The sequence below is a fragment of the Bradyrhizobium sp. BRP19 genome (genome assembly GCF_020194195.1).
Classification (GTDB): Bacteria; Pseudomonadota; Alphaproteobacteria; order Rhizobiales; family Xanthobacteraceae; genus Bradyrhizobium; species Bradyrhizobium yuanmingense.
This window is the reverse complement of the sequence record NZ_JADYVZ010000003.1, coordinates 851664-873743: the sequence shown is the minus strand read 5'-3', so window position 1 is coordinate 873743 and position 22080 is coordinate 851664. Positions and strand designations below refer to the sequence as shown.

Below are 22080 nucleotides of genomic sequence, written 5' to 3'. Positions count from 1 at the left end.
CATCACCCCAGCGCCACGAACCTGAATGCGTCGCCGTCTCGCTTGATATGTCCGGCGGAATAATGACCGCCGATCACCAGTGTGGGTGTGTCGGCAAAGCGCGAGAACACCGCATGCCGGCTTGCCGCCGAACGCGCGGGATCAGTATCCACAGTCGAGCACCAGTCGAGATGGGCCATCTGGCAGGGATGATGGGCAACGTCGCCGGTCAGAAGCGCCTGCTCGCCGTCGGACTCGATCAGGACGCTCATGTGCCCCGGGCTGTGACCGGGAGTTGGGATCATTTCGATCTCCTCGCAAAGCCGATGGTCACTCGGAACCAGATCGGCCTGGCCGGCATCGACCACTGGCTTCACGGAGTCGTTGAACACCGCGACCTTGTCCGGCTCGGCCGTGTAATCACGCCAATGATCATATTCGGTCCTGCCGAAAACGTAGCGCGCCTTCGGGAACGTCGGCACCCATCGGCCGTCAACCAGCCGCGTATTCCAGCCGACATGGTCAACGTGAAGATGCGTGCACAGCACGGTGTCGATGCTGTCAGGCGGAAACCCCGCCGCGGTCATGGTCTCCAAGAACGGCGTGCTGCGGTTGTTCCAGGTGGGGACGCCGCGGCCCTGCTTGTCGTTGCCGAGGCCGGTGTCCACCACGATCCGGCGCGTCGGCGTCTCCACCACCAGCGAGTGGATCGACATTTTCAGCCGGCCTTCGTCGGTGGCGAAATGCGGGATCAGCCAGGGCAGCTTCTGGATCTCGCCATGGGTGGCTGCCGGCAGGATGAAGCGGGTCGAGCCGACCGTCTCCATTTCGACGAATTTCGTGATCCTGACCTTGCCGACCTTCCACTGCATCCGCCGCCTCCCATTTTCTTGCTCTTGCGCTGGAACATGCACGTTTTCTGCCATCGGGCGCAATGGATCATCTGAGGTGATGTGGCGTTATCGCGGGGAACTGGATGCTAGCCGAAGAGGACGCCATGCCAGAGCTTGCGATTTCCGCGGAAAAGGTCGCCTTTATCATCGAGAAGGCGCGCGAATTCGACGTCAAGGAGGGGGCTTCTGATCCGGACTCCGGCTCGAACGCGGCCGACGACGATATGATGGACGTCCTCGACGACGATGGCTCCGATCCTGTCGTCCAGGAGCTCGGAAGCTTCATGATCGCCTTGAACGAGGACGAGCAGCTCGATCTCGTCGCGCTGACCTGGCTCGGACGCGGCGATGGCACGATCGATGACTGGGACGATCTGCGCGCCCGCGCGTCGGAGGCGCGCCGTGAATATGGCAGCCCACGCCGCGAAACGGTGCACTATCTGCTCGGCGAGCCCATGCTGGGCGATCTGCTCGCGAACGGGCTCGACGAATTCGGCATCGACTGGACCGATGAGCGCACCACCGCCGATTCCTCCGCTCCGAGCCAGCAGGATGAGGACGAGCCGACCAAGCAGCGGTGATGATTTTACCTCGCCCCGCTTGCGGGGAGAGGTGGGCGCGAAGCGCCGGGTGAGGGGGAGTCTCCGCGAGTCCGACTGTCACCGTGCTTGCGGAGAGAGCCCCTCACCCCAACCCTCTCCCCCGTAAGAACGGGGCGAGGGAGTACATCTGCAAACGCGACTACAGCGTCCCCGGGAACGCGCCACCATCCAGCAGAATGTTCTGTCCGGTGATGAAGCCGGCCTTGGCGCCGCACAGGAAGGCGCAGGCATAGCCGAATTCGTCGGGCTGACCGAAGCGCCCCGCGGGGTTGAGCTTGGCGCGCTCGGCCAGGATCTGCTGCGGTGTGACACCGCGCTTGTCGGCTTCGCCCTTCGCGGTGCTGGTCAGGCGATCGGTCTCGAACGGGCCCGGCAGCAAGCCGTTGATGGTGACGTTGTTGATCACCGTCTTGCGCGACAGGCCGGCGATGAAGCCGGTGAGGCCGGCGCGCGCGCCATTGGAGAGGCCGAGAATGTCGATCGGCGCCTTCACCGCGGCCGAAGTGATGTTGACGATGCGGCCGAACTTGCGTGCCATCATGCCGTCGACCGTCGCCTTGATCAGCTCGATCGGGGTCAGCATGTTGGCGTCGATCGCCTTGATCCAGTCGTCGCGGGTCCAGTTGCGGAAATCGCCGGGCGGCGGGCCGCCGGCATTGTTGATCAGGATGTCGGGCTCGGGGCAGGCCTTCAGCACCGCCTCGCGGCCCGCCGGCGTCGTGATGTCGCCGACGATCTCGGTGACCGTCACGTCGGGATAGGCCTTGCGGATCTCGTCGGCGGTCTTCTTCAGCGCATCAGCGCCGCGCGCGGTCAGCGTGACGTCAACGCCGGCCTCCGCCAGCGAGAAGGCGCAGGCGCGCCCGAGGCCCTTGCTGGATGCACAGACGATGGCGCGGCGACCTTTGATCCCAAGATCCACTGTTTCACTCCCGTAAATGTCAGGCAGGTTTTGGACGGCGGCTACATTAGCCAACTGTGATGCCGCTGATAAGGGATCGGCCCGCACCAAAATGCATGGCGTGCGCTGCGGCGATGCAAATGCGCGGGCATGATCTGGACTAGATCCGCCGCTCCTGCTTGAGGCGGTCGATTGCGGCGGCAGCCTCCGGCGGCAGCGACTTGAAGCCCATCTGGCCCGCGGTCGAGAACAGCGGCCGCAGATGCGAGCCGGCGAGGAAGGGCGGCTGGCGGTTCGTCGGCACGATCTGATCAAACACCAGCACCAAGGTAGTGGCGACGAGGCCGACCCTGACGGCGCCGAGCGCCGCGCCGCCGAGTCGGTCGCCGATGCCGGCCTCGCCGATCGTGTCGTTCAGCGCGATGCGGCCGATATGGCCGAACAGCATGCCGACGACCACGAAGATGGCGAAGAACCAGATCCAGTTCTGCAGCAGCGGCGAGTTCGGATTGCCGGCGATCTGCGGTGCGATCAGCGGCATCAGCGCCACCGCGATCGGGGCGGCGAGCAGATAGGCGAGGATGGTCATGGCGCTGCGTAGCAGCCCGGTCCTGAACCCCAAGCCGACCGCGACTGCCAGCGCGGCATAGACGGCGAGATCGAAACTGTTCATGCGCGAAAGCCCTGCCTCGACGGAACGAATGAACGCCGAGCCGATCATTCCGGTTTCAGATCGCTAAAATCGTCTGTATTGGTGGCTCCAAAGCTTAAAGGAACCGTCCAAGGAACGCGTCATGTCAGACCTATTCGACGTCAGTAAAGAAACCATCCTCGTCACGGGTGCGAGCCAGGGGCTCGGCCGGCAATTTGCCCGGCTGCTGGCGGCGCATGGTGCGGCCGTGGCGCTCGCTGCGCGGCAGACCGACAAATTGAAGGGCCTGGAAGAGGAGATCCGCGGCAAGGGTGGTCGCGCCGCTGCGGTCGCGCTCGACGTCACCGACACTGCCTCGATCGCCAGGGCGGTCGATGCCGCTGAGGCCGCGCTCGGCCCCGTCACCGTGCTGATCAACAATGCCGGCATCGCCATCGAGAAGCTCGCGACCGAGCAGACCGAGGCGGATTGGGACGCCGTCATTGGTGCCAATCTCAAAGGCGCCTATTTCCTCGCAACCGAAGTGGCGCGGCGCATGATCGCGCGCAAGCAGCCGGGCAACATCGTCAACATCGCCTCCGTGCTCGGCACTGGCGTCTTGAAGGCGCTCTCGCCTTACGCGATCTCCAAGGCCGGCATCATCCAGGCGACGAAAGCGATGGCGCTCGAGCTCGCTGGCCAGAACATCCGCATCAACGCGCTTGCGCCCGGCTATATCTATACCGAGATGAACCACGCCTTCTGGTCGACGCCGGCAGGCGAGCGCCTCGCCAAGCGCATCCCGCAACGCCGCGTCGGCGCCGAGTCCGATCTCGACGGCGCGATTCTGCTGCTGGCGTCGAATGCGTCGCGCTACATGACGGGCAGCGTCGTGACCGTAGACGGCGGGTTCTTGCTGAGTTGAACGTGTCTTCGCCTCTTCCCGCGTGCGGAGAGGCCGGAATTGCGAAAGCAAATTCCGGGTGAGGGCGAGCCTCCGCGATTCGAGACGGCGAGTACACGCGTCGCTCTATCCGCGTCGTCATTGCGAGCGTAGCGAAGCAATCCAGAATCCCACCGCGGAAAGACTCTGGATTGCTTCGCTGCGCTCGCAATGACGGAAAACGACTTAGCGCATCTCCCCCCGGATCATATCCGCCGCCTTCTCCCCGATCATGATGGTCGGCGCATTGGTGTTGCCGCCGATCAGCGTCGGCATGATCGAGGCGTCGACCACGCGCAATCCTCCGACGCCATGCACCGTCAACGCCGGATCGACCACGGCCATCGCGTCCGTGCCCATCTTGCAGGTGCCGACGGGGTGATAGACGGTGTCGACACGCGCGCGCAGAATGGCGCGGATGTCGTCATCCGTTCTCACGTCGGATGTGAACATGTCCTTCTTCTGTAGCGCCCGCATCGCAGGCGTCTCCATCAGTCGCCGCGTCGTCTTGAAGCCGGCGACCATCGCCTCGAGATCCTCCGCCTCGCCCAAGAAGTTCGGGTCGATCATCGGCGCTGCGAGCGGATCGGCGCTCTTCAGCCCAATACTGCCGCGGCTCTTCGGCCTGAGCAGACAGAAATGGCATGAGAAGCCCGCCTCCTTGTGCTTCTTGCGGCCGTGATCGTCGAGCATCGCGATGACGAAGTGGAGCTGGATATCAGGCACGTCGAGATCAGGCCGGGTTTTCAGGAAGCCGCCGCATTCGGCGAAATTGGTGGTCATCACGCCGCGCCGCTCGCGGCGATATCGCTGGATACCGCGCAGCAGGGATGGCAACCGACTGATCGAGGCGTGAACGAAGTGCGGATAGTCGGAGGCGTAGACGAACACGAAGTCCGGATGGTCCTGCAGATTGCGCCCGACGCCCGGCAGGTGATGCACGACGTCGATGCCGTGGGCAGCAAGCGCATCACCATCGCCAATGCCCGACAGCATCAATAGCTGCGGCGACTGGAAGGCGCCGGCGGCGAGGATCACCTCGCGGCGGGCGCGCAGCTGCCTTGTCTGCCCGCCCTGCACATATTCGATGCCGACGGCGCGCCCTGCTTCGAACAGGATCTTCGTTGCCTGCGCTCCCGTCTCGACCCGCAGATTCGGCCGCTTGCCGAGATGAGGAGCCACATAAGCCCGCGCCGCGCTCCAGCGCTCGCCGCCCCGCTGGGTCACCTGGTAGCTGCCGAGCCCTTCATGGTCCTCGGCATTGAAGTCCTCGCGGATCCGGAACTGCGCCTCGCGTGCGGCCTGATGGAAGATGTCGTGAATCGGATTGTCCGAGCGCAGCCGGTTGACATGCAGCGGTCCGCCCTTGCCGTGATACTCGCCGTCGAAATCGGCGTTGTCTTCCGAGCGCTTGAAGTAGGGCAGCACGTCCGCATACGACCAGCCGGAATTGCCGAGCGCGGCCCAATGGTCGTAATCCCATTTGTGGCCGCGGATATAGACCATGGCGTTGATCGCCGAGGACCCACCGAGGCCCTTGCCGCGCGGCTGATAGCCGATGCGGCCGTTCAATCCCTTCTGCGGCACGGTATCGAACGCCCAGTTGGCCGCGGCGTAGGGCAACGCGAGCCCGAATGGCGTCGTGATCCGCCACGTGTCGTTGCGTCCCCCTGCATCGAGCAGCGCGACGGATGTGCCCGCATCCTCCGACAGCCGCCCCGCAATTGTGCAGCCGCCCGAGCCCGCGCCCACGACGACGAAATCGAATGTGTCGGTCAATGTTGTTTCCCCCCCGTTTACCGTCATTCTGGGGCGCGCGAAGCGCGAACCCGGAATCTCGAGGTTCGCTTCGCCTCCCGGAACGGCACCCCGGCGTTTTCGGCCTTAATCTTGTTGCCGCAGGCTGGCCGTTTGTGGAACTTCTGGCAAGAGCGCGCGGAACGGCGCGGAAACTCGTCCATTCCCCTGTCACAAAGTCGAAAAAAACGTTCCCGCAGCCCTTTCCAAAGGCAGCCCGCCTTGATACATACCCCCCGCACCCGACGGGCGTTGCCCAGGGGTCGCCTTCCAAGGAAGCCTTTGGGACGGAAGTGGAAAGCCAGCGCGACCAGCGCCGGCCTCAACCGACCGTCCCCAGGATTTAACCGAAGGCGCGCAAAGCTTTAACGCGGGGTGGAGCAGCCCGGTAGCTCGTCAGGCTCATAACCTGAAGGTCATAGGTTCAAATCCTATCCCCGCAACCAAATTCGGATTGACCGGATCCGAGACGACAACGGCCCGCTTGATGCGGGCCGTTTTTTGTTTGGCGATGGGATCGCCGCGCTACCTCGCCGCGGTCTGCCAGGCGAGTAGCCGCTGCTCGACCAGTGACATCGCAATCGACGTCAAATATCCGGTCGCGCCGAGCAGGATGACGCCGGCGAAGAGGTCGGCGGACCGGAACGCGCGTGCCGAGAGCAGCACCCAGTGACCAAGGCCGTCGAGGCCGGCCAGGATCTCGCAGACCACCGAGAGGATCAGCGCGACGGTCAGGCTGAGCCGCATGCCCGCGAGGATATCCGGCAATGCCGAGGGCAGGGCGATCTTGGCGATGATTGCGGTGCGCGACATCTGCAGCGAGCGGGCGACCTCATAGAGCCGCGGCTCGACTGCGGCAAAGCCGTGAACGGTTGCGAGCATGATCGGCCAGATCGCGCCGAAGGCGATCACGAACAGCGCCATGCCTTGCGTCAGCCCGAGCATCGCGATTGCGACCGGGATGATCGCCGAGACCGGCAGGGGCCTTAAGAATTCCAGCGACGGCGCGACATAGGCGCGCATCATCCGGGACGAACCGATCAGCGCGCCAAGCGCAATGCCGGCGATCGAGGCGGCGAACCAGCCATAGGCCATGTGCTCCAGCGTGCCGATGAGCTTGCCCGCGAGATCGCCGCTGGAAAAGCCGCGCACCAAAGCGGCCCAGGCGCGGTCCGGACCGGGCAGGAACACCGGCGACACTAGCTTCAGATTGGCGACGAGTTGCCACGCCGCGATGAAGCCGGCTGCGACGAGGGCGCTTGCCAAACGCCAGAGGATCGCGGTGCGCTTCATGGATGGTCTCCGGCGAGCGCGGCGCGGCCGAACAGACGGCGCTGGGCGGCGATCAACAGCATGTTCAGCGCGTAGCCGATCGCGCCGATCCAGACGAGATAGGCGAGCATCAGGTCGGCGCGCAGCGCCTGCTGCGCCAGCATGATGCCGGCACCCAAGCCGATCGGGTTGATGGCGATCTCGACGGTGACTGCGACGATCAGGGCGATGCCGGCCGACAGGCGGAAGGCGACGAAGATTCGCGGCAGTGCGGCCGGGATCACAATCTTCGCGATCCGTTGCGGCGCGCTCAGCCGCAATGCCCGCGACACTTCCATCAATCGCGGCTCGATGCTGCGCACCGCGCTGCGGGTCATGATCAGCATCGGCCAGACGCAGGCGAACGCCACGATCACGATCTCCATCCGGTAGCCGAAGCCGAGCGCGATCAACGCAATCGGCAGCAGCGCGATCGAGGGAATCGGGCGGATCGCCTCGACCGTCACCTCCATCAGCCGGTCAAGCGGACGCGAAATGCCGAAGGCGATGCCGAGCGCAAGCCCGATGGCGCTGCCGATGGAAAGACCCGCGAAGGCAGCGAACAGCGTGTCGCGGGTCGCGATCGGGATCGAGAGATCGGCGAGCGCCGTGGCCAGCGCCGCGAGGATTGCGCTCGGCGGCGCCAGGCTGTCGCTTTGCAGATGGGTGAGGCGCGCCCAGAGCTCTAAGGCCAGCACCAGCGCCAGCGGCAGCAGCAAGGGCTTGGTGCGATCGAGGCTCAATGCTCGGTCGCCTTGATGAAGTCGAACAATTGCCGGCGCAGCCGCAGGAATTCCGGATGCTCGCGGGTGGCGAGCTGGTCGCGCGGACGCGGCAGGTCGACGTCGAGCTCGATCCCGATCCGGCCGGGATGTGGCAAGAGGCCGATGACGCGGTCGCCGAGATAGATCGCCTCGTCGAGATCGTGGGTCACGAAGATCACGGTGGTCTGGCTCGCCTGCGTCAGCGACAGGACCTCGTCCTGCAAGCCCTGCCGCGTCATCGCATCCAGCGCGCCGAACGGCTCGTCCATCAAAAGCGTGGTCGGCTCCTGCGCAAGGCAGCGCGCGATCTGCAGGCGCTGCTGCATGCCCCCCGACATTTCCGTCGGATATTTATCGGCATGGCCGGGCAATCCGACCTTGCGCAGCAGCGCCTCGATGCGCGCGCCGCGTTCGCGCGCCGGCACACGCGAGGCTTCCAGCGCCAGCGAGATGTTTCCGGCCGCGGTCCGCCACGGCAACAGCGCCTTGCCGTAATCCTGGAACACGATCGCGACCTCACGCCGCGGCTCGGTGATCTCTTCGCCCTCAAACGTCACCGCGCCGCTCGTGGGGCGATAGAGACCTGCGGCGAGCCGCAGCGCCGTGGTCTTGCCGCAACCGGAGGCGCCGACGATGCAGAGGAATTCGCCCGGCCTCACCTGAAGATCGAGATTCTCGATGATGGTCTTGCCGCCGAGCCGCAGCGTCGCGGCATTGAACGCGATCAGCGGTTTCTGCCGCCCCGCGGCGCGCGCCTCGCTGAGCCTTGCAACGACGCTCATGATTGCTCCCCGCCCGCCTGCGGATAGACGAAATCGATGGTCGAGTGCAGATGCGCCGCCAGCACTTTCTGCGCGGCGGCCACGTCGCGGGCGAGCGCGTGGTCGGCGAGCATCTGGTGACCGCGAATGAATCTCTCGCCGCTATCGATGGCGCCCATCATCACGCGGCGGTAGCGGTAGGCCTGGTCGTAGAGGTCGGAGTGGGCGGCCAGCATGCGCCGCGAGCCGCAGGCGGCGAGCAGCGCGGTGTGGAAGCCCTTGTGCAGCCGGTCGAACTCCGCCGCGCCCTCGCGGAATTCGTTGCCGGTGCGTTCGATGTGTCGGCGCATCTGGTGCAGCGCGCTGATGATGCCGGCCTCCCAGGCGGCATCGCCGTGGAGGATGGCGAGCCTGACAGCCTCGATCTCGACCGCGGTCCGCATGCAGGTGATGTCGGCGAGATCCTCGCGGCTGACCTCGGCGACCCGAAAGCCGCGCTGGCCGATGCCCACGATCAGGCCGCGCGACATCAGCCGCGACAGGCCTTCACGCAGCGGCGTGGCGCCGATCTCGTAGCGCTGCACGAGGTCGACGATGCCGAGCCGCGATCCCGGCGCGAGATCTCCTGCCAGGATGTCCTGCTCGATGAGGTTTGCGGCACGTTCGCTCAAGGTGCCGGCTTCCGTCGGCAGGCGTTCGAGAGTGCGCTCGGGAGCTGGCATCGTCGATATCCCTTAGTTCAGCACCAGTTTCGCGGTGTCGAGCTTTGATTGCAGCATCTTCTGCGACGACATCACCTCGATCCACCAGCTGAGGTTTTGCGGCTTGAGGTTCGGCTCGGACTGGTTCGGCGGCGTTGCCTTGACTAGCTCTATCGGCTGCTTGGTGAACTTGGCGATCGAGGCCGAGGCCTTCTCGCGGTCGCTGTTGACGATCGCGGCGGCCTCCGCGATGGCCTCGCGGAATTTCTTCACGGTTGCGGCATTCTTCTCCGCCCAGTCGCGCGAGGCGGCATAGAAGATGATCGGATCGGTACGGCCGAGCTCGGCGCCGTACCGCGCGCCGACCGAGCCGAGCCCCGCATTGCTCATGCGCGTGACGAACGGCTCGGCCGTGAGCACCGCATCGACGCCGCCTGATTTGATGATGTCGGCCATGGTCGGGAAGGTGACCTCGACGAAATTGACGCTTTTGGGATCGACGCCTTTCTCGACCAGCCATTTCACGAAGAGTACGTGCAGGAAGGCGTTCAGGCCGGGCGCGCCGACTTTCTTGCCGATGAAGTCCTTGGGATCCTTGATGGTGATGCCGTTGCGGACGAAGGCCGCGATCGCGGTGTTGGAGGTCGGGTTCATGACCGAGGCGCCGGCGATCGCGACGAGGTCGAGGCCCCCGTCGACGGCCTGGAGGAAGACGGTGGAGGTGGGGCCGCCGACCTGAATCGAGTTCGACAGGATCGCCGCCGGGATGTTGGAATTGATCGCGATCGGCGTCATCTCGACGTCCAGCCCATGCTTTTTGAAAATGCCTTCGTCGACCGCGACCATGGCCGAGGCGCAGTCGGAGGTCGCGGTGCAGCCGATTTGGATCTTGGCTTGCGCCAGCGCGGGTGCCGTCAAGCCAGCAGACATCCCGAGCACGAGGCCCGCCAACATCGCTGTGATCTGCGTTCGCCCCACTGCGCTCCTCCTCATTTTATATTTTTCGTTCTTGTTTATCGATATTTTATCTGATCATATATTCGTAACGATGACAAGGGGTGCCCAAGGTGAAGCTCGCAACATTCAGATCGGCCGGTCAGGAGAAGATCGGAGCCGTCCACAGCAATGACAGCCAGGTGTTCGACCTCGTTGCCGCGGCCGCACGGGACGGCGGGGCCGAGCCGGCCTTCGGCTCGATGCTGGCGCTGATCGACGCCGGACCCCGTGCGCTTGATCGGGCACAGTCTCTGCTGGACAAACATGGCCAGGACGCGACGTTGTCGGCTGCGGTCAGCGCCGTCGACATCCTCGCGCCGGTGCCGGAGCCCAGGCAAATGCGCGACGGCATGTCGTTCCCCCTGCACATCCTGCAGGCGCCGCGCGGGCAGCTGAAGCTCGCCGCGCGTGCCAAGGGCGACATGGCAGAGTTGGCGCGCATCGACGCCGAGCCGCTCGGCGAATTGCCCGAGGTCTATCGCAAGCAGCCGATCTACTACATCACCAACCGCTTCAGCGTCCGCGGCACCAACACCACAGTGAAATGGCCGCGCTACAGCAAGGTGATGGACTACGAGCTCGAATTCGGGATCATCACCAAGAACAAGGGCGCGAACATTTCCGCCGCGAAAGCCAAGGATCACATCTTCGGCTACACCATCTTCAATGATTTCTCCGCGCGCGACGCCCAGCGCATCGAGATGGAGGGACGGCTCGGCCCTGCCAAGGGCAAGAGTTTTGACGGCGGCAACGTGATGGGGCCCTGGATCGTGACACCGGACGAGATCGGTGATCCCTACAAGCTGAAGATGGAAGCGCGCGTCAACGGCGAGACCCGCTCGAAAGGCGTGAGTGAGGGCATGCTGTTTTCGTTCGAGGAGATCATCGCGCACGTCTCCCAGGACGAGACGCTGATGCCCGGTGAATTCATCGGCTCCGGCACGGTCGGCAATGGCTGCGGCCTCGAGCTCGGCTGGTTTCTCGAGCATGGCGATACGATCGAGCTCGAGGTCGAGAAGATCGGCATTTTGAAGAATCGCGTCGAGCGGCAAGAAACCTGAAGGGGGCGTCTGAAGGCGCGCTTGAAGCGACTCCTGACTGCCGCCAACGAGAACAATCAACGAGGAAGCGCCATGACGAGCAAGCTGATCGACATCTCCGTCCCCCTCCAGAACGACGTGCCGGCCGACCCGCCTGGCAATCATCCGACGATCCAGTACATCAATCATCAGCAGGGCCTGCCGCGCATGCTGCAGTTCTTCGATGGACTGAAGGCCGAGGATCTGCCTGATGGCCAGGGCTGGGCGGTGGAGCAGGTCAGCCTCTCCACCCACAACGGCACGCATCTCGATGCGCCCTGGCATTTTCACCCGACCATGAATCGCGGCGAGCGGTCCTGGACCATCGACGAGGTGCCGCTGGAATGGTGCTTCCAGCCCGGCGTGAAGCTCGACTTCCGGCACTTGCCGGACGGCTATGTCGCGACGGCCAAGGACGTCGAGGCTGAGCTCAAGCGCATCGGCCACGAGCTGAGGCCGCTCGAGATCGTCGTGGTCAACACCAGCGCCGGCGCCAAATATGGCCGGCCGGACTACGTTACCTCGGGCTGCGGCATGGGCTATGAGGCAACCATGTACCTGCTCGAGCGCGGTGTGCGCCTGACCGGCATCGACGGCTGGAGCTGGGACGCACCGTTCGTTCACACCGCGAAGAAATATGCCGAGACGAAAGACGCCAGCCTGATCTGGGAAGGCCACAAGGCCGGACGCCATATCGGCTATTGTCATCTCGAGAAGCTGCACAATCTCGAATTGCTGCCGGCAACCGGCTTCAAGGTGTCATGCTTCCCCGTGAAGATCGAACGAGCCTCGGCGGGATGGACGCGAGCGGTCGCGATTTTGGAGGGGTAGCTTATTGTCCCGTTGGGCGCCCATGGCGTCAAAAGGTCGAGCCACCCCGCCGTCGCTTGTTGTCTCTACCCTTGATGGAATCGAACCCGGTAGTCATGCGGCAGCACGTTCAGGCGGCGGCGGAACGCGCGGCGTAGATGCTCCTCGCTCTGAAAGCCTGCGCGCGCGGCGATTTCCTTGATAGGGGAGGCGGACTCTTCCAGCGCGCGCCGGGCAGCCTCGACGCGAAGCTCTTCGACCGCCTTGGCGGGCGTGCGGCCGGTCTTCTGGCGAAACACGCGCGCGAAGGTGCGCGGGCTCATGCCCGCTCGTTCGGCGAGACTTTCGACACGCAAATCGCGGCCGAGATTTTCTTGCATCCAGCTCGAAATTTTTTCGAGAGCCCGATCTTCCGAGGCCTGCATTGACAGCGGCACGCTGAATTGCGCCTGCCCGCCGGGCCGCTTGAGGAAAACGACGAGGCGCCGCGCGATGCGCATGGCCTCGCGATGGCCGAGATCATCTTCCAGCAGCGTGAGCGCCAGATCGATGCCGGCCGTCACGCCTGCCGATGTCCAGATGCCGCCGTCATGCACGAAGACCGGGTCGACCTGAACCGAAACGTCGGGATGCTTTGCGCGCAGCAGGTCACAGGAACCCCAATGGGTGACCGCGCGCCGCCCGCGCAGCAGCCCGGCCGCAGCCAGGATGAATGTGCCGGTGCAGACGGAGCAGACGCGCCTTGCCTTCGGCGCTGCCAGGCGAAACCAATCGACCAGCGCGGCTTCTGCAGCGGCGCGGTGGACGCCGGGACCGCCACCCACCATGAGGGTGTCGATGTTCTTGTGGTCGCAGTCAGCGAGAGCGGTCGTCATCACCTCCAGACCGGACGAGGTTTTGACCGACCCGCCTTTCAACGAGCAGATCTGCCAGACATAGGGCGCGCGCCCCGCTTTCGACGTTTCGCAGGCCAGTTCGAAGGCCTGTAGCGGTCCGGCAAAGTCGAGCAGCAGACAGTCGTCGAAAAGGACGAAGACCACGCGGCGGGGGGCGGAACGGGCCATTGGCAGCGCCTTTAGCAGGGAAGGCTTGGCAGGAATTGCGTGTGTTATGACATTTCGGCAAAGGCCCTCCGCTGTCAACATGAGTTATCCAACGTTAGGAGGGCTCCATGTCCGGCAAGCGGATCGAAATCGGAATTCTGTACTATCCTGGGATGACGCAACTGGACGTCACCGGACCATTCGAAGTTTTTGCCCGTCTGCCGAACGTCCGCATGCACCTGCTGTGGAAGCGCATCGAGCCCGTCGTCAGCGACGTCGGTCTGCCGCTGCTGCCAACCACGACCTTTGCCGACTGCCCGGATCTGGACGTGTTCTGCATCGGCGGCGGTCCGGGACAAGTCGCCACCATGGACGATGACGAGGTGATTGCCTTCGTTCGCGACAAGGGTGGATCGGCGCGCTACATCACCTCAGTTTGCGCCGGCTGTCTGATCCTCGGCGCCGCGGGCCTCATCGATGGATACAGGTCAGCTTGCCATTGGCTGATGAGCGACCAGCTTGCTGCGTTTGGCGCCATCGCCGTCGACGAACGCGTCGTGGTCGACCGCAACCGCATTTCCGGCGGTGGGGTCACCGCCGGTATCGATTTCGGTTTTCAGGTTGCCGCCGAACTCTGCGGCGAAGACGTCGCAAAGAACCTCCAACTGATGCTGGAATATCAGCCGCAGCCGCCGTTCGATATCACCGTGCAGAATGCGCCGCGTGAGCTGATATCCCGCATGCGCCGCGAGGCCGAACCTTGGCTGCAAAAGCGCGCAGCCGCGGTGCAAAAGGCGGTATCTAAACTGAAGGCGAAAGCAACGGCGGCTTAAGCTCGTTCGCAAACAGGGAGGAAAGCAACAGACGCTGTTAGAAAGGTGTTCGCATGAACTGGCACGGCCGCATCGCTACCCTTCTCGTCGTTGGTACTTTCATCGCATCTTTTCCGGCCACTCGCGCCGCCGAACTCTCCGGTGGCGTGGTGCGGATCGGCATCATCAATGACCAGACCGGGCCATTGTCGGATCTGTCGGGATCGGGCTCCGTCACGGCAGCCAAGATGGCGGCGGAAGATTTTCAGAAGTTGGTGCCGTCGATCAAGGTCGAGATTTTGGCCGCCGATCACCAGAACAAGCCCGATATCGGAGTCGGCATTGTCCGCAAATGGTTCGACGTCGACGGCGTCGACATGGTCGCGGACGTGTCCAATTCGGCCGTGGGGCTGGCGATCCAGTCGCTGGCGCGCGACAAGAACAAGATTGCGGTCTATTCGGCGGTGGCGACCACCGAACTGACGGGCAAGCAATGTTCGCGAAACGGCCTGGCCTGGCTGCACGATTCCTACAATCTGGTATCGGGACCGATCCGCACCCTGGTCAGCCAGGGTTACGACACCTGGTTCTTCATCGCGGCCGACTACGCGTTCGGCAAGAACATGGTGTCGGAATCGCAGCGCGTGCTGGCGGCGGCCGGCGGCAAGTCGCTCGGCGCGGTGTATCACCCGATCGGCAACGCGGACTACAGCTCGTTCATCCTGCAGGCGAAGGCCTCGGGCGCCAAGGCGGTCGCCTTCGCCAATGCCGGCGACCAGCTCGTCAATCTGATGAAGCAATGGAACGAGTTCGGCATGAACACGGGAAGCCAGAAGCCGGTGGCCGAACTGATGTTCGACACCGATGTTCATGCGATGGGCCCGAAAACCGCCAAGGGCCTGACCACGCTGACGGCATGGTACTGGGCGTTGGATGACGAGAGCAGGGCGTTCGGCCAGCGCTTCTTCAAGCTTCGCAGCGCCATGCCCACGGCACCGCAAGCCGCGGTCTATTCCGGCGTCAGCCACTATCTGAAAGCAGTCGCTGCCGTAGGCACGGATGCAACTGACCCAGTGCTGGAGAAGATGCGCGCGACGCCCGTCGACGACTTCTACGCACGCGGCGCGAGGTTGCGCGAGGACGGCAAGCTCGTGCACGACTTCTACCTGGTACAGGTGAAGGATCCGTCCGAGGTCAAGGCGCCCTGGGAGTACTATAACGTGCTCGAGAAAATCCCAAGCGGCGAAGTCTACGCTTCGCTGGCTGACAGCGAATGCCCGCTGGTCAAGCGGGGCAATTGAGGTTGGAGTGCCAAACCCGCGATCTGATGGATAATCGTGATCGCGGGCTTGGTCGGCGCGCATTACGGTGACGGTGCTGGACCGCGCCACGGTGACAGTGCTGGACCGCGCCAACTCCGACTGTGCATCGGCCAACGTTGGAGAAAACAAAAAGGCCTGACGAGCCTCAACCGCGCAACTCGCTCGCCGAAAGGCGCCGCCACATCCCGGCCCGCCCGACCTCCTGCGATGATGCCACTATGCTCCTGTTTTGCCCGACGAAGCAAATCGCGAGAGACCCCATTCGGAATGGGCGGCAACGATCGCGGCCAATTCGCCTCGGCTCGCTTGGGCGAGCCGGACGGGCGAGTCAAACCACGATCCCTCGGCTTTTTCGCTCCTGAAATCCTGCTCGACCCGCACCCAATCCCGCTCCCCACCTAACCCATTGATTTTGCAACCACCGTCTACTGTGCATGGGGTTGTTTTCGCGAGTTTTGATCTGCTCCCTGCAATTTGACGGCGCTGACAGCGCCGATTACCGTTCCGCGAAACACGAAAGCTCGCAGCCTGTGCTGAGCGAAATTCCACGGGGAAGAAATGACCGGCGACATTGCAGCCACCATCTCGAAAGCGCGCGAGCATTCCATCGGCGATCTTCTGCGCCGCTCCGCAGGCCGTGAGCCGAACAAGCTCGCGGTGAGCTGCGGCGATGTCAGCTGGAGCTTTGCCGAGATGGATGCGATCTGCAACCGGCTCGGCCGCGGCCTGCTCGGCCTCGGCGTTGGCAAGGGCGACCGCCTCGCCGTGCTCTCGCGCAACTCGCACGCCTTTGCTGCGCTACGCTTCGCGGCGGCGCGGATCGGCGCGGTGCTGGTGCCGATCAACTTCATGCTCAATCCGGACGAGATCAATTTCATCCTGAAGAGCTCCGGCGCCAAGCTGCTCGCGACCGGTCCCGATTTCGTCGGGCCGGCACGCGCGGCGAGCGCGAAGGATTGCGCGGTCGAGAAGATGATCTGGCTGCCGGGCGAGGATCCGGCCGCGGCGCCTGCCGACCTCACCACCTTCGATGATCTATTGCATCCCGACGGGTCGTTCCTGGACGCCTCGGTCGATAGCCGCGATCTCGCGCAGATCGTCTACACCTCGGGCACGGAATCGCTGCCCAAGGGCGCGATGCTGACCCATGAAGCCGTGATGTGGCAGTATGTCAGCTGCATCATCGATGGCGGCATGAGCGTGGACGACAAGTTCCTGCACGCTCTGCCGCTCTATCATTGTGCGCAGCTGGATGTGTTCCTGGGTCCGCAGGTCTATCTCGGCGCCTCCGGCGTGATCACGGGCAAGCCGACCGCCGACAACATCCTGGCGCTGATCCAGGCGCACAGGATCACCTCGTTCTTCGCGCCGCCGACGATCTGGATCGCGATGCTGCGCTCGCCGAACTTCGACAAGACTGATCTGTCGACGTTGCAGAAGGGGTATTACGGCGCCTCGATCATGCCGGTGGAGGTGCTGCTCGAATTGCAGCGCCGGCTGCCGGCCGTAAAGTTCTGGAATTTCTACGGCCAGACCGAGATCGCGCCGCTCGCGACCGTGCTGCGGCCGGAGGACCAGCTCCGCAAGGCAGGCTCCGCCGGCAAGCCCGTGCTCAATGTCGAGACGCGCGTCGTCAACACGGCGATGGAGGATGTCAAGGTCGGCGAAGTCGGCGAGATCGTGCATCGCTCGCCGCATCTGCTCTCCGGCTATTACAACGATCCGGTCAAGACCGCGGCGGCATTCACCGGCGGCTGGTTTCATTCCGGCGATCTCGCCACGGTCGACGAGGAAGGCCACATCACCGTGGTCGACCGCGTCAAGGACATGATCAAGACCGGCGGCGAGAACGTCGCCAGCCGCGAGGTCGAGGAGATGGTCTATCGCATCCCGGAGGTCTCCGAAGTCGCGGTCGTCGGCCTGCCCGATCCGCGTTGGATCGAGGCGGTGACCGCCATCGTCGTGGTCAAGACCGGGGCAAAGCTCGACGAAGAAACCGTCATCAGACATTGCGCCGGCCATATGGCCCATTTCAAGGTGCCCAAGCGCGTGATCTTCGTGGACGCCCTGCCGAAGAATCCGAGCGGCAAGCTGCTCAAGCGCGAGCTGCGCCAGCGCTTCGTCGGCGGCGAAACGCTCGACAAGGCGGTGCAGAAGAGCTTTGGGACGTAGCAGGCGCCGTTCCGGCACCGTCGCGGCGAACTCGCCTATTCGGCCTCGCCAGCCAGCTTCCTGACATCGTCGGGCGTCGCTCCGAAACGGCGGCGAAACGCGCGATGGAAGTAAGAGACGTCGTGAAATCCGGCGAGGTGCGCGATCTCGATGATCTTGCGGCTGCGCATCGCAGGATTTCGCAGCAGTCGTTCGGCGCGCAGCAATCGTTGCTCCAGCACGAAGCCGCTATAGGTGATGCCGGCCTTCTCGAACAGTAACTGGATCGTGCGCGCGCTGATGCGGTGCGTGGCTGCAAGGTCGGACAGCGACAATGCGGTGCTGTCCAGCTGCGCCAGGATGTCGGACTTGAGCGCTTCGAAGCGCGCCGCCGCAAGGCCGCGCAATTGAGCCTCTTCGGCGGCATCGCCGCGTGCGCCGAGCATCAGGACGGCGAGGTCGAACAGGTGCTGCGAGACCGCATCGAGCTCCGCCGGCGCGAGCTTGTCCGCGTGCGCATGCGCGAGATCGTAATATCGCAGGAACATCGATGTGATCGGGTTGGCGCCAGAGATCGACCCCGCGATCAGGTCCTCGGCATTCGGGCAGGCGCGCAGCAGGGCCTTTCGCGGCAGCAGCGCGGTCTGGAAATTACCATACGCCAGTTGCGTGATTTGGGCCCCCTTGATCGAGGGATCGCCGATCGTGATGTCGCCGGCGGCGACCTCCAGTGGCCGTTTCCCCATGGCCCCACGCAATGCCGAATTGGGCGACGTCGTGATCACCAACTCGTCGTTCGTTCCCAATGACACGAAGGACATCGGCGTGCCGAACGAGGCCGAGAGCCTGAGGCGGGGAAGAATGGCAGGCGCAATGGTTCGGTGAACGCGCCCTTCACCAACCGGCACGAAATCGACGTTCGCTACCTGACGGCAAAACTGCTCGCGCCATTGTTCATAGGCCGCACCGTTCGGGTCGCCATCGAATGAGAGCTGCGGCTGGGTCATCGATCGCCGGAACGCCTATTGCCGATTCATTGCGGTCCGCACTTTCGTCGGCGCGCCGGGGATGCGGCAACTGGAAAAGCGCCAGATTGCGCAAAAAACCATTCGCGCCTACGCGCTGAGCCAGCGACCAGGTGCCGCAGCCTGCTTATTGGGCAGATCGAAGGCGGGCACGTTGCGCCGCGACCGCCATACGGCGCTGTCGCTCAATACTTCTTCACCGCCGCACTGAAGGCCAGCCACAGCGCGATCGACGCCAGGCCAAAGCCGCCGAGCAGCAGGAAGGTCGGCCCATAGCCGATCCATTGCGCGATCCAGCCGCCGAGAGCGGGACTGAGGCTCGCGCCGATACCCTGCACGGTGATCACGGCGCCCTGGCCGAGATTGATGCGGCCGGTGCCGTTGAGCGCGCGCGCGACCATGCCGGGGACGGCGACCGTCTGAAGCCCGGTGCCGATGCCGTCGAGCACCTGCATCGGCACGACGCCCCACCATCCCGTGACGAAGAAGGCGAGCACGCCGCGGACCGGCAAGAACATGAAAGACACCAGGATCACCGGCCAGTAATTGCGCTTGCTCGCGGCCTTCATCGCGATCAGCGACGTGACGATCATCACGCCCTGTGCGATCACCACGGTGGTTGCGACGAAGCTCGGGCCGTTGGCCTGTCCCTCGGCGACCGCGGCAAGTCCGTACAGCGGCACGATCGCGGCATTGCCGAGGTGGAACAGCGCGAGGGCGAGAGCCAGCACGAGCAGCGCCTTGTGCTTCAGCAGCATCGTCATCGCATCCGGCGGCGCCTTGGAATCGTCCTCCTTGCTGCCGCGCGCGGCGCGATCGTCGATCGCCTTGGCTGGAATCATCAGCACGCAAGCGATGGCGATGGCGCCGAACAGGGCCGCCAGCGCGAACACGGCAAAATAGCCATACTTGTAGCCGAGATAGCCTGAGAGCGCGGCTCCGACCATGTTGCCGGCGTGGTTGTACGCCTGGTTGCGGCCGTTGAGCGCATTGAAGCCCTTCTGCTTGGCGATGCCGAGCGTGATGCCCGTGACGGCCGGCACGATTGCGGCGCTCGCCAGCGATTGCGCGACTTGCGAGAACGTCACCGCCCAGAAGTTTTGCGAGATCAGGATGATTGCAGACGCCGAGACGACGCAGATGCCGGGAATGATCACCCACAGCCGCTTGTTGCGGCTGGAATCGATGAAGCCGCCGATCGGAGTCGTGACCAGCATGCCCGCGACGTTGCCGATCGTCATTGCCGTGCCGATCAGGCCGGTCGCCCAGCCGCGTTCCTGAAGGAAGACCCCGACGAACGGCCCGATGCCCGACTGCATGTCGGCCATGAAGAAATTGAGCGCGAACAGGGGCCAGATGCGAGACGTTGAAGGGCGAGATGTCATCGAGACGCTGAACTTGATGCTGCCGATCGAATCGGATCTCGCATGATGCGGACTCGGCGGGCGGGTGCCCGGGCGGACCAGAACTTAACCTGCTCTCATGGCGTTGGTTCCGGTTGCTCTTGCGATCCGGCGAGTGCGACGTCATGTCTTGCAAGACTGGATCATGATGGATCAGCGCGATGCCCCTCTGGACCTGCGCAACCTGCGGCGCTCAATTCCCGGATAGCGGAAAACCCCCTGCGGCCTGTCCGATCTGCGAGGACGAGCGCCAGTTCGTCGGCTGGGACGGTCAAGCTTTCCTCACGCGCGAGGAGCTCGCGCGCAAGCACCGACTGGTGGGGCGCGACGATCTCGGCCTGACCGGGATCGGCATGGAGCCGAGCTTTGCCATCGGGCAGCGAGCGCTGCTGGTGCCCGACGGCGGCGGCTGCGTAATGTGGGATTGCATTCCACTCGCGAGCGACGAGGCCATCCATCACATCACAGCACTCGGCGGTCTCAAGGCCATCGCGATCTCGCATCCGCATTACTATGGCGCGGTCGCCGACTGGAGCGACAGGTTCGGTGGCGTGCCGGTCTATCTGCACGCCGACGATCGCGCCTTTGTCACGCGGCCTCATCCGGCGATCGTGCACTGGACCGGCGAAAGCCATCGCCTCTCCGGCGACGTGCTGCTGCTTCGCACCGGAGGCCACTTCTCCGGCGCCACCGTGCTGCATTATGCGCGTGGTGCGGACGGCAAGGGTGCACTGCTCACGGGGGATATCGCGCAGGTGACGATGGACCGGCGCTTCGTCAGCTTCATGTATTCCTATCCGAACTACATGCCGCTCAACGCCGCCGCGGTGCGGCGGATTGCGTCAGCCGTCGAGCCGTTCGCCTTCGACCGGATCTATGGCGCCTGGTGGGGCCGCAACATCGCCAGCGGTGCCAAGGCGGCGTTTGCTGCGTCGGTCGCGCGCTATCTCGCGGCCATCGCCTGAGCCGGGTTGCGGATCGGATTTATCTTGCCGGCCTCTAATTAGTGTACTATAAGTACATTATAAGATCGGGCGCAAACGGCGCATCTGGCGGGAGCCGGCATGATCGATGCATCGAAGAAGCCGTGAGGTCTAGCGGCCTCCGTGAGCGGGAGCTGAGTGCATGACGGCGCAGCGCGGCTACGACATCTTCGAGGCTGGCGACGTCACGCTCCAATCCGGGTCCGTGTTTCCCGCGCTGAAGCTCGCCTACAAGACCTACGGCACGCTGAGCCCGGCCAAAGACAACGTCATTCTCTATCCGACCTCGTTCAGCGCCCAGCACACCGACATTGAATGGCTGATCGGGCCCGACGGCGTGCTCGATCCCACGCACTACTTCATCATCATCCCGAACCTGTTCGGCAACGGCCTGTCGTCGTCGCCCTCGAACACGCCCGCGCCTTTCCCGGAAGTGAGCTATCACGATGCCGTCGCGGTCCAGCACCGGCTGCTCACCGAGCGCTTTGGCATCTCGAAGCTTGCGCTGGTCTATGGCTGGTCGATGGGCGGCATGCAGGCCTATCACTGGTCGGCGCTGCATCCGGACATGGTCGAGCGCGCCGCGGTCGTCTGCGGCAGCGCCCGCTGCGCACCCTACAACTACGTCTTCCTTGAAAGCGTGAAGGCCGCGCTCACGGCCGATCCCGCCTTCCGCGATGGTCGTTTCCTCGAAAAACCCGTCGCCGGCTACCGCGCCATGGGACGCGTCTATGCCGGCTGGGCGATGTCGCACGGCTTCTACCGCGACGAGCTCTGGCGCGAGGCCGGCTTCACTTCACTCGAGGATTATCTCGTCCGCGCCTGGGATGCGACCTTCGCGCGGCGCGATGCCAACGATCTTCTGGCGCAGATCGGCATCTGGCAGCGTGGCGACATCAGTCGGTGTGGGGCATTCGCCGGCGATCTCGATCGCGCGCTGGCGGCGATCAAGGCCCACATGCTGCTGATGCCGGGCGCGACTGACCGTTATTTCGACGTGCACGACAACGAGGACGAACTCGGCAAGCTCGTCAACGCGAAATCGGCGGTGCTGCATCCGATCCCGTCGCTGCATGGCCATCGCGCCGGCAATCCCATCAACAATCCCCGCGACCAGGCCTTCATCAAGGCCGAGATCGCCGAGCTTCTCCGCAAGTAGGGCACGCAACCGAC

At 64.2% G+C, this 22080-nt stretch carries 21 protein-coding genes and 1 tRNA gene; 10 read left to right on the top strand and 12 right to left on the bottom strand.

All coding sequences use genetic code 11. From position 1 onward, the window contains the following. Positions 1-2 precede the first annotated feature (2 nt). A complete protein-coding gene (locus I6F36_RS14390; RefSeq protein ID WP_225171623.1) occupies positions 3-851 on the bottom strand; it encodes an MBL fold metallo-hydrolase in 849 nt (282 codons plus the stop codon). 125 nt (positions 852-976) lie between these two features. On the opposite strand from I6F36_RS14390, the gene I6F36_RS14385 reads away from it, so the two are divergent. Beyond that, on the top strand, positions 977-1453 hold the full coding sequence (locus I6F36_RS14385) for a DUF3775 domain-containing protein (protein WP_035997316.1): 477 nt from the start codon (positions 977-979) through the stop codon (positions 1451-1453). A 160-nt stretch (positions 1454-1613) separates the two neighbouring features. On the opposite strand, the gene I6F36_RS14380 is transcribed toward I6F36_RS14385, so the two are convergent. After that, a complete protein-coding gene (locus I6F36_RS14380) occupies positions 1614-2396 on the bottom strand; it encodes an SDR family oxidoreductase (protein ID WP_035997153.1) in 783 nt (260 codons plus the stop codon). A 139-nt stretch (positions 2397-2535) separates the two neighbouring features. After that, positions 2536-3048 carry a CvpA family protein gene (locus tag I6F36_RS14375; RefSeq protein WP_035997319.1) on the bottom strand — a complete coding sequence of 171 codons (513 nt, stop codon included), beginning with the start codon at positions 3046-3048 and terminating at the stop codon, positions 2536-2538. A 121-nt stretch (positions 3049-3169) separates the two neighbouring features. On the opposite strand from I6F36_RS14375, the gene I6F36_RS14370 reads away from it, so the two are divergent. Beyond that, entirely contained in the window at positions 3170-3931 is a 762-nt protein-coding gene (locus tag I6F36_RS14370; protein ID WP_225171622.1) for an SDR family oxidoreductase, read from the top strand. A 204-nt stretch (positions 3932-4135) separates the two neighbouring features. Here I6F36_RS14370 and I6F36_RS14365 read toward each other — a convergent pair whose 3' ends face one another. Continuing rightward, entirely contained in the window at positions 4136-5728 is a 1593-nt protein-coding gene (locus I6F36_RS14365) for a GMC family oxidoreductase (RefSeq protein WP_225171621.1), read from the bottom strand. A gap of 387 nt (positions 5729-6115) precedes the next feature. Here I6F36_RS14365 and I6F36_RS14360 point away from each other — a divergent pair. Next, positions 6116-6192, top strand: a tRNA-Met gene (locus I6F36_RS14360). 79 nt (positions 6193-6271) lie between these two features. On the opposite strand, the gene I6F36_RS14355 is transcribed toward I6F36_RS14360, so the two are convergent. From I6F36_RS14355 to I6F36_RS14335, 5 genes are read right to left on the bottom strand one after another with little or no spacing between them, the layout of a single operon-like run. After that, positions 6272-7039: an ABC transporter permease gene (locus I6F36_RS14355; protein WP_225139423.1), complete on the bottom strand. Its 768-nt coding sequence runs from the start codon at positions 7037-7039 to the stop codon at positions 6272-6274. Further along, positions 7036-7800: an ABC transporter permease gene (locus tag I6F36_RS14350; RefSeq protein ID WP_225171620.1), complete on the bottom strand. Its 765-nt coding sequence runs from the start codon at positions 7798-7800 to the stop codon at positions 7036-7038. The genes I6F36_RS14355 and I6F36_RS14350 overlap by 4 nt, the downstream gene beginning before the upstream one ends. Then, positions 7797-8603, bottom strand: a complete 807-nt coding sequence (locus tag I6F36_RS14345) for an ABC transporter ATP-binding protein (protein ID WP_225171619.1) — start codon at positions 8601-8603, stop codon at positions 7797-7799. The genes I6F36_RS14350 and I6F36_RS14345 overlap by 4 nt, the downstream gene beginning before the upstream one ends. Further along, positions 8600-9304 carry a GntR family transcriptional regulator gene (locus I6F36_RS14340; protein ID WP_225171618.1) on the bottom strand — a complete coding sequence of 235 codons (705 nt, stop codon included), beginning with the start codon at positions 9302-9304 and terminating at the stop codon, positions 8600-8602. Before I6F36_RS14340 ends, I6F36_RS14345 begins: the two co-directional genes overlap by 4 nt. Positions 9305-9316: 12 nt before the next feature. Next, positions 9317-10237, bottom strand: a complete 921-nt coding sequence (locus tag I6F36_RS14335) for an ABC transporter substrate-binding protein (protein ID WP_346656653.1) — start codon at positions 10235-10237, stop codon at positions 9317-9319. Between the two features lie 113 nt (positions 10238-10350). Here I6F36_RS14335 and I6F36_RS14330 point away from each other — a divergent pair, with 113 nt between their 5' ends. Both I6F36_RS14330 and I6F36_RS14325 read left to right on the top strand, forming a co-directional pair. Further along, positions 10351-11340, top strand: a complete 990-nt coding sequence (locus tag I6F36_RS14330) for a fumarylacetoacetate hydrolase family protein (protein ID WP_225171616.1) — start codon at positions 10351-10353, stop codon at positions 11338-11340. A 72-nt stretch (positions 11341-11412) separates the two neighbouring features. Next, entirely contained in the window at positions 11413-12189 is a 777-nt protein-coding gene (locus I6F36_RS14325; protein WP_225171615.1) for a cyclase family protein, read from the top strand. 65 nt (positions 12190-12254) lie between these two features. On the opposite strand, the gene I6F36_RS14320 is transcribed toward I6F36_RS14325, so the two are convergent. Further along, entirely contained in the window at positions 12255-13232 is a 978-nt protein-coding gene (locus tag I6F36_RS14320) for a GlxA family transcriptional regulator (RefSeq protein ID WP_225126619.1), read from the bottom strand. Between the two features lie 107 nt (positions 13233-13339). On the opposite strand from I6F36_RS14320, the gene I6F36_RS14315 reads away from it, so the two are divergent. From I6F36_RS14315 to I6F36_RS14305, 3 genes are all read left to right on the top strand, one after another. Beyond that, the gene (locus I6F36_RS14315; RefSeq protein ID WP_157283137.1) at positions 13340-14044 is read left to right on the top strand and encodes a DJ-1/PfpI family protein; all 705 of its coding nucleotides are present in this window, start codon (positions 13340-13342) and stop codon (positions 14042-14044) included. A 53-nt stretch (positions 14045-14097) separates the two neighbouring features. Next, positions 14098-15324 carry an ABC transporter substrate-binding protein gene (locus I6F36_RS14310; RefSeq protein WP_225139415.1) on the top strand — a complete coding sequence of 409 codons (1227 nt, stop codon included), beginning with the start codon at positions 14098-14100 and terminating at the stop codon, positions 15322-15324. A 579-nt stretch (positions 15325-15903) separates the two neighbouring features. Beyond that, on the top strand, positions 15904-17517 hold the full coding sequence (locus tag I6F36_RS14305) for an acyl-CoA synthetase (protein WP_225171614.1): 1614 nt from the start codon (positions 15904-15906) through the stop codon (positions 17515-17517). Positions 17518-17552: 35 nt separating this feature from the next. Here I6F36_RS14305 and I6F36_RS14300 read toward each other — a convergent pair whose 3' ends face one another. Next, complete coding sequence (locus I6F36_RS14300; RefSeq protein WP_225126616.1) at positions 17553-18503, bottom strand: AraC family transcriptional regulator; 951 nt, start codon at positions 18501-18503, stop codon at positions 17553-17555. 203 nt (positions 18504-18706) lie between these two features. Beyond that, positions 18707-19906: an MFS transporter gene (locus I6F36_RS14295; RefSeq protein WP_225171613.1), complete on the bottom strand. Its 1200-nt coding sequence runs from the start codon at positions 19904-19906 to the stop codon at positions 18707-18709. Positions 19907-20085: 179 nt separating this feature from the next. On the opposite strand from I6F36_RS14295, the gene I6F36_RS14290 reads away from it, so the two are divergent. Then, positions 20086-20889, top strand: a complete 804-nt coding sequence (locus I6F36_RS14290) for an MBL fold metallo-hydrolase (protein ID WP_225126614.1) — start codon at positions 20086-20088, stop codon at positions 20887-20889. A 160-nt stretch (positions 20890-21049) separates the two neighbouring features. After that, on the top strand, positions 21050-22066 hold the full coding sequence (locus I6F36_RS14285; protein WP_225171612.1) for an alpha/beta fold hydrolase: 1017 nt from the start codon (positions 21050-21052) through the stop codon (positions 22064-22066). The last annotated feature ends 14 nt before the right edge of the window (positions 22067-22080 follow it).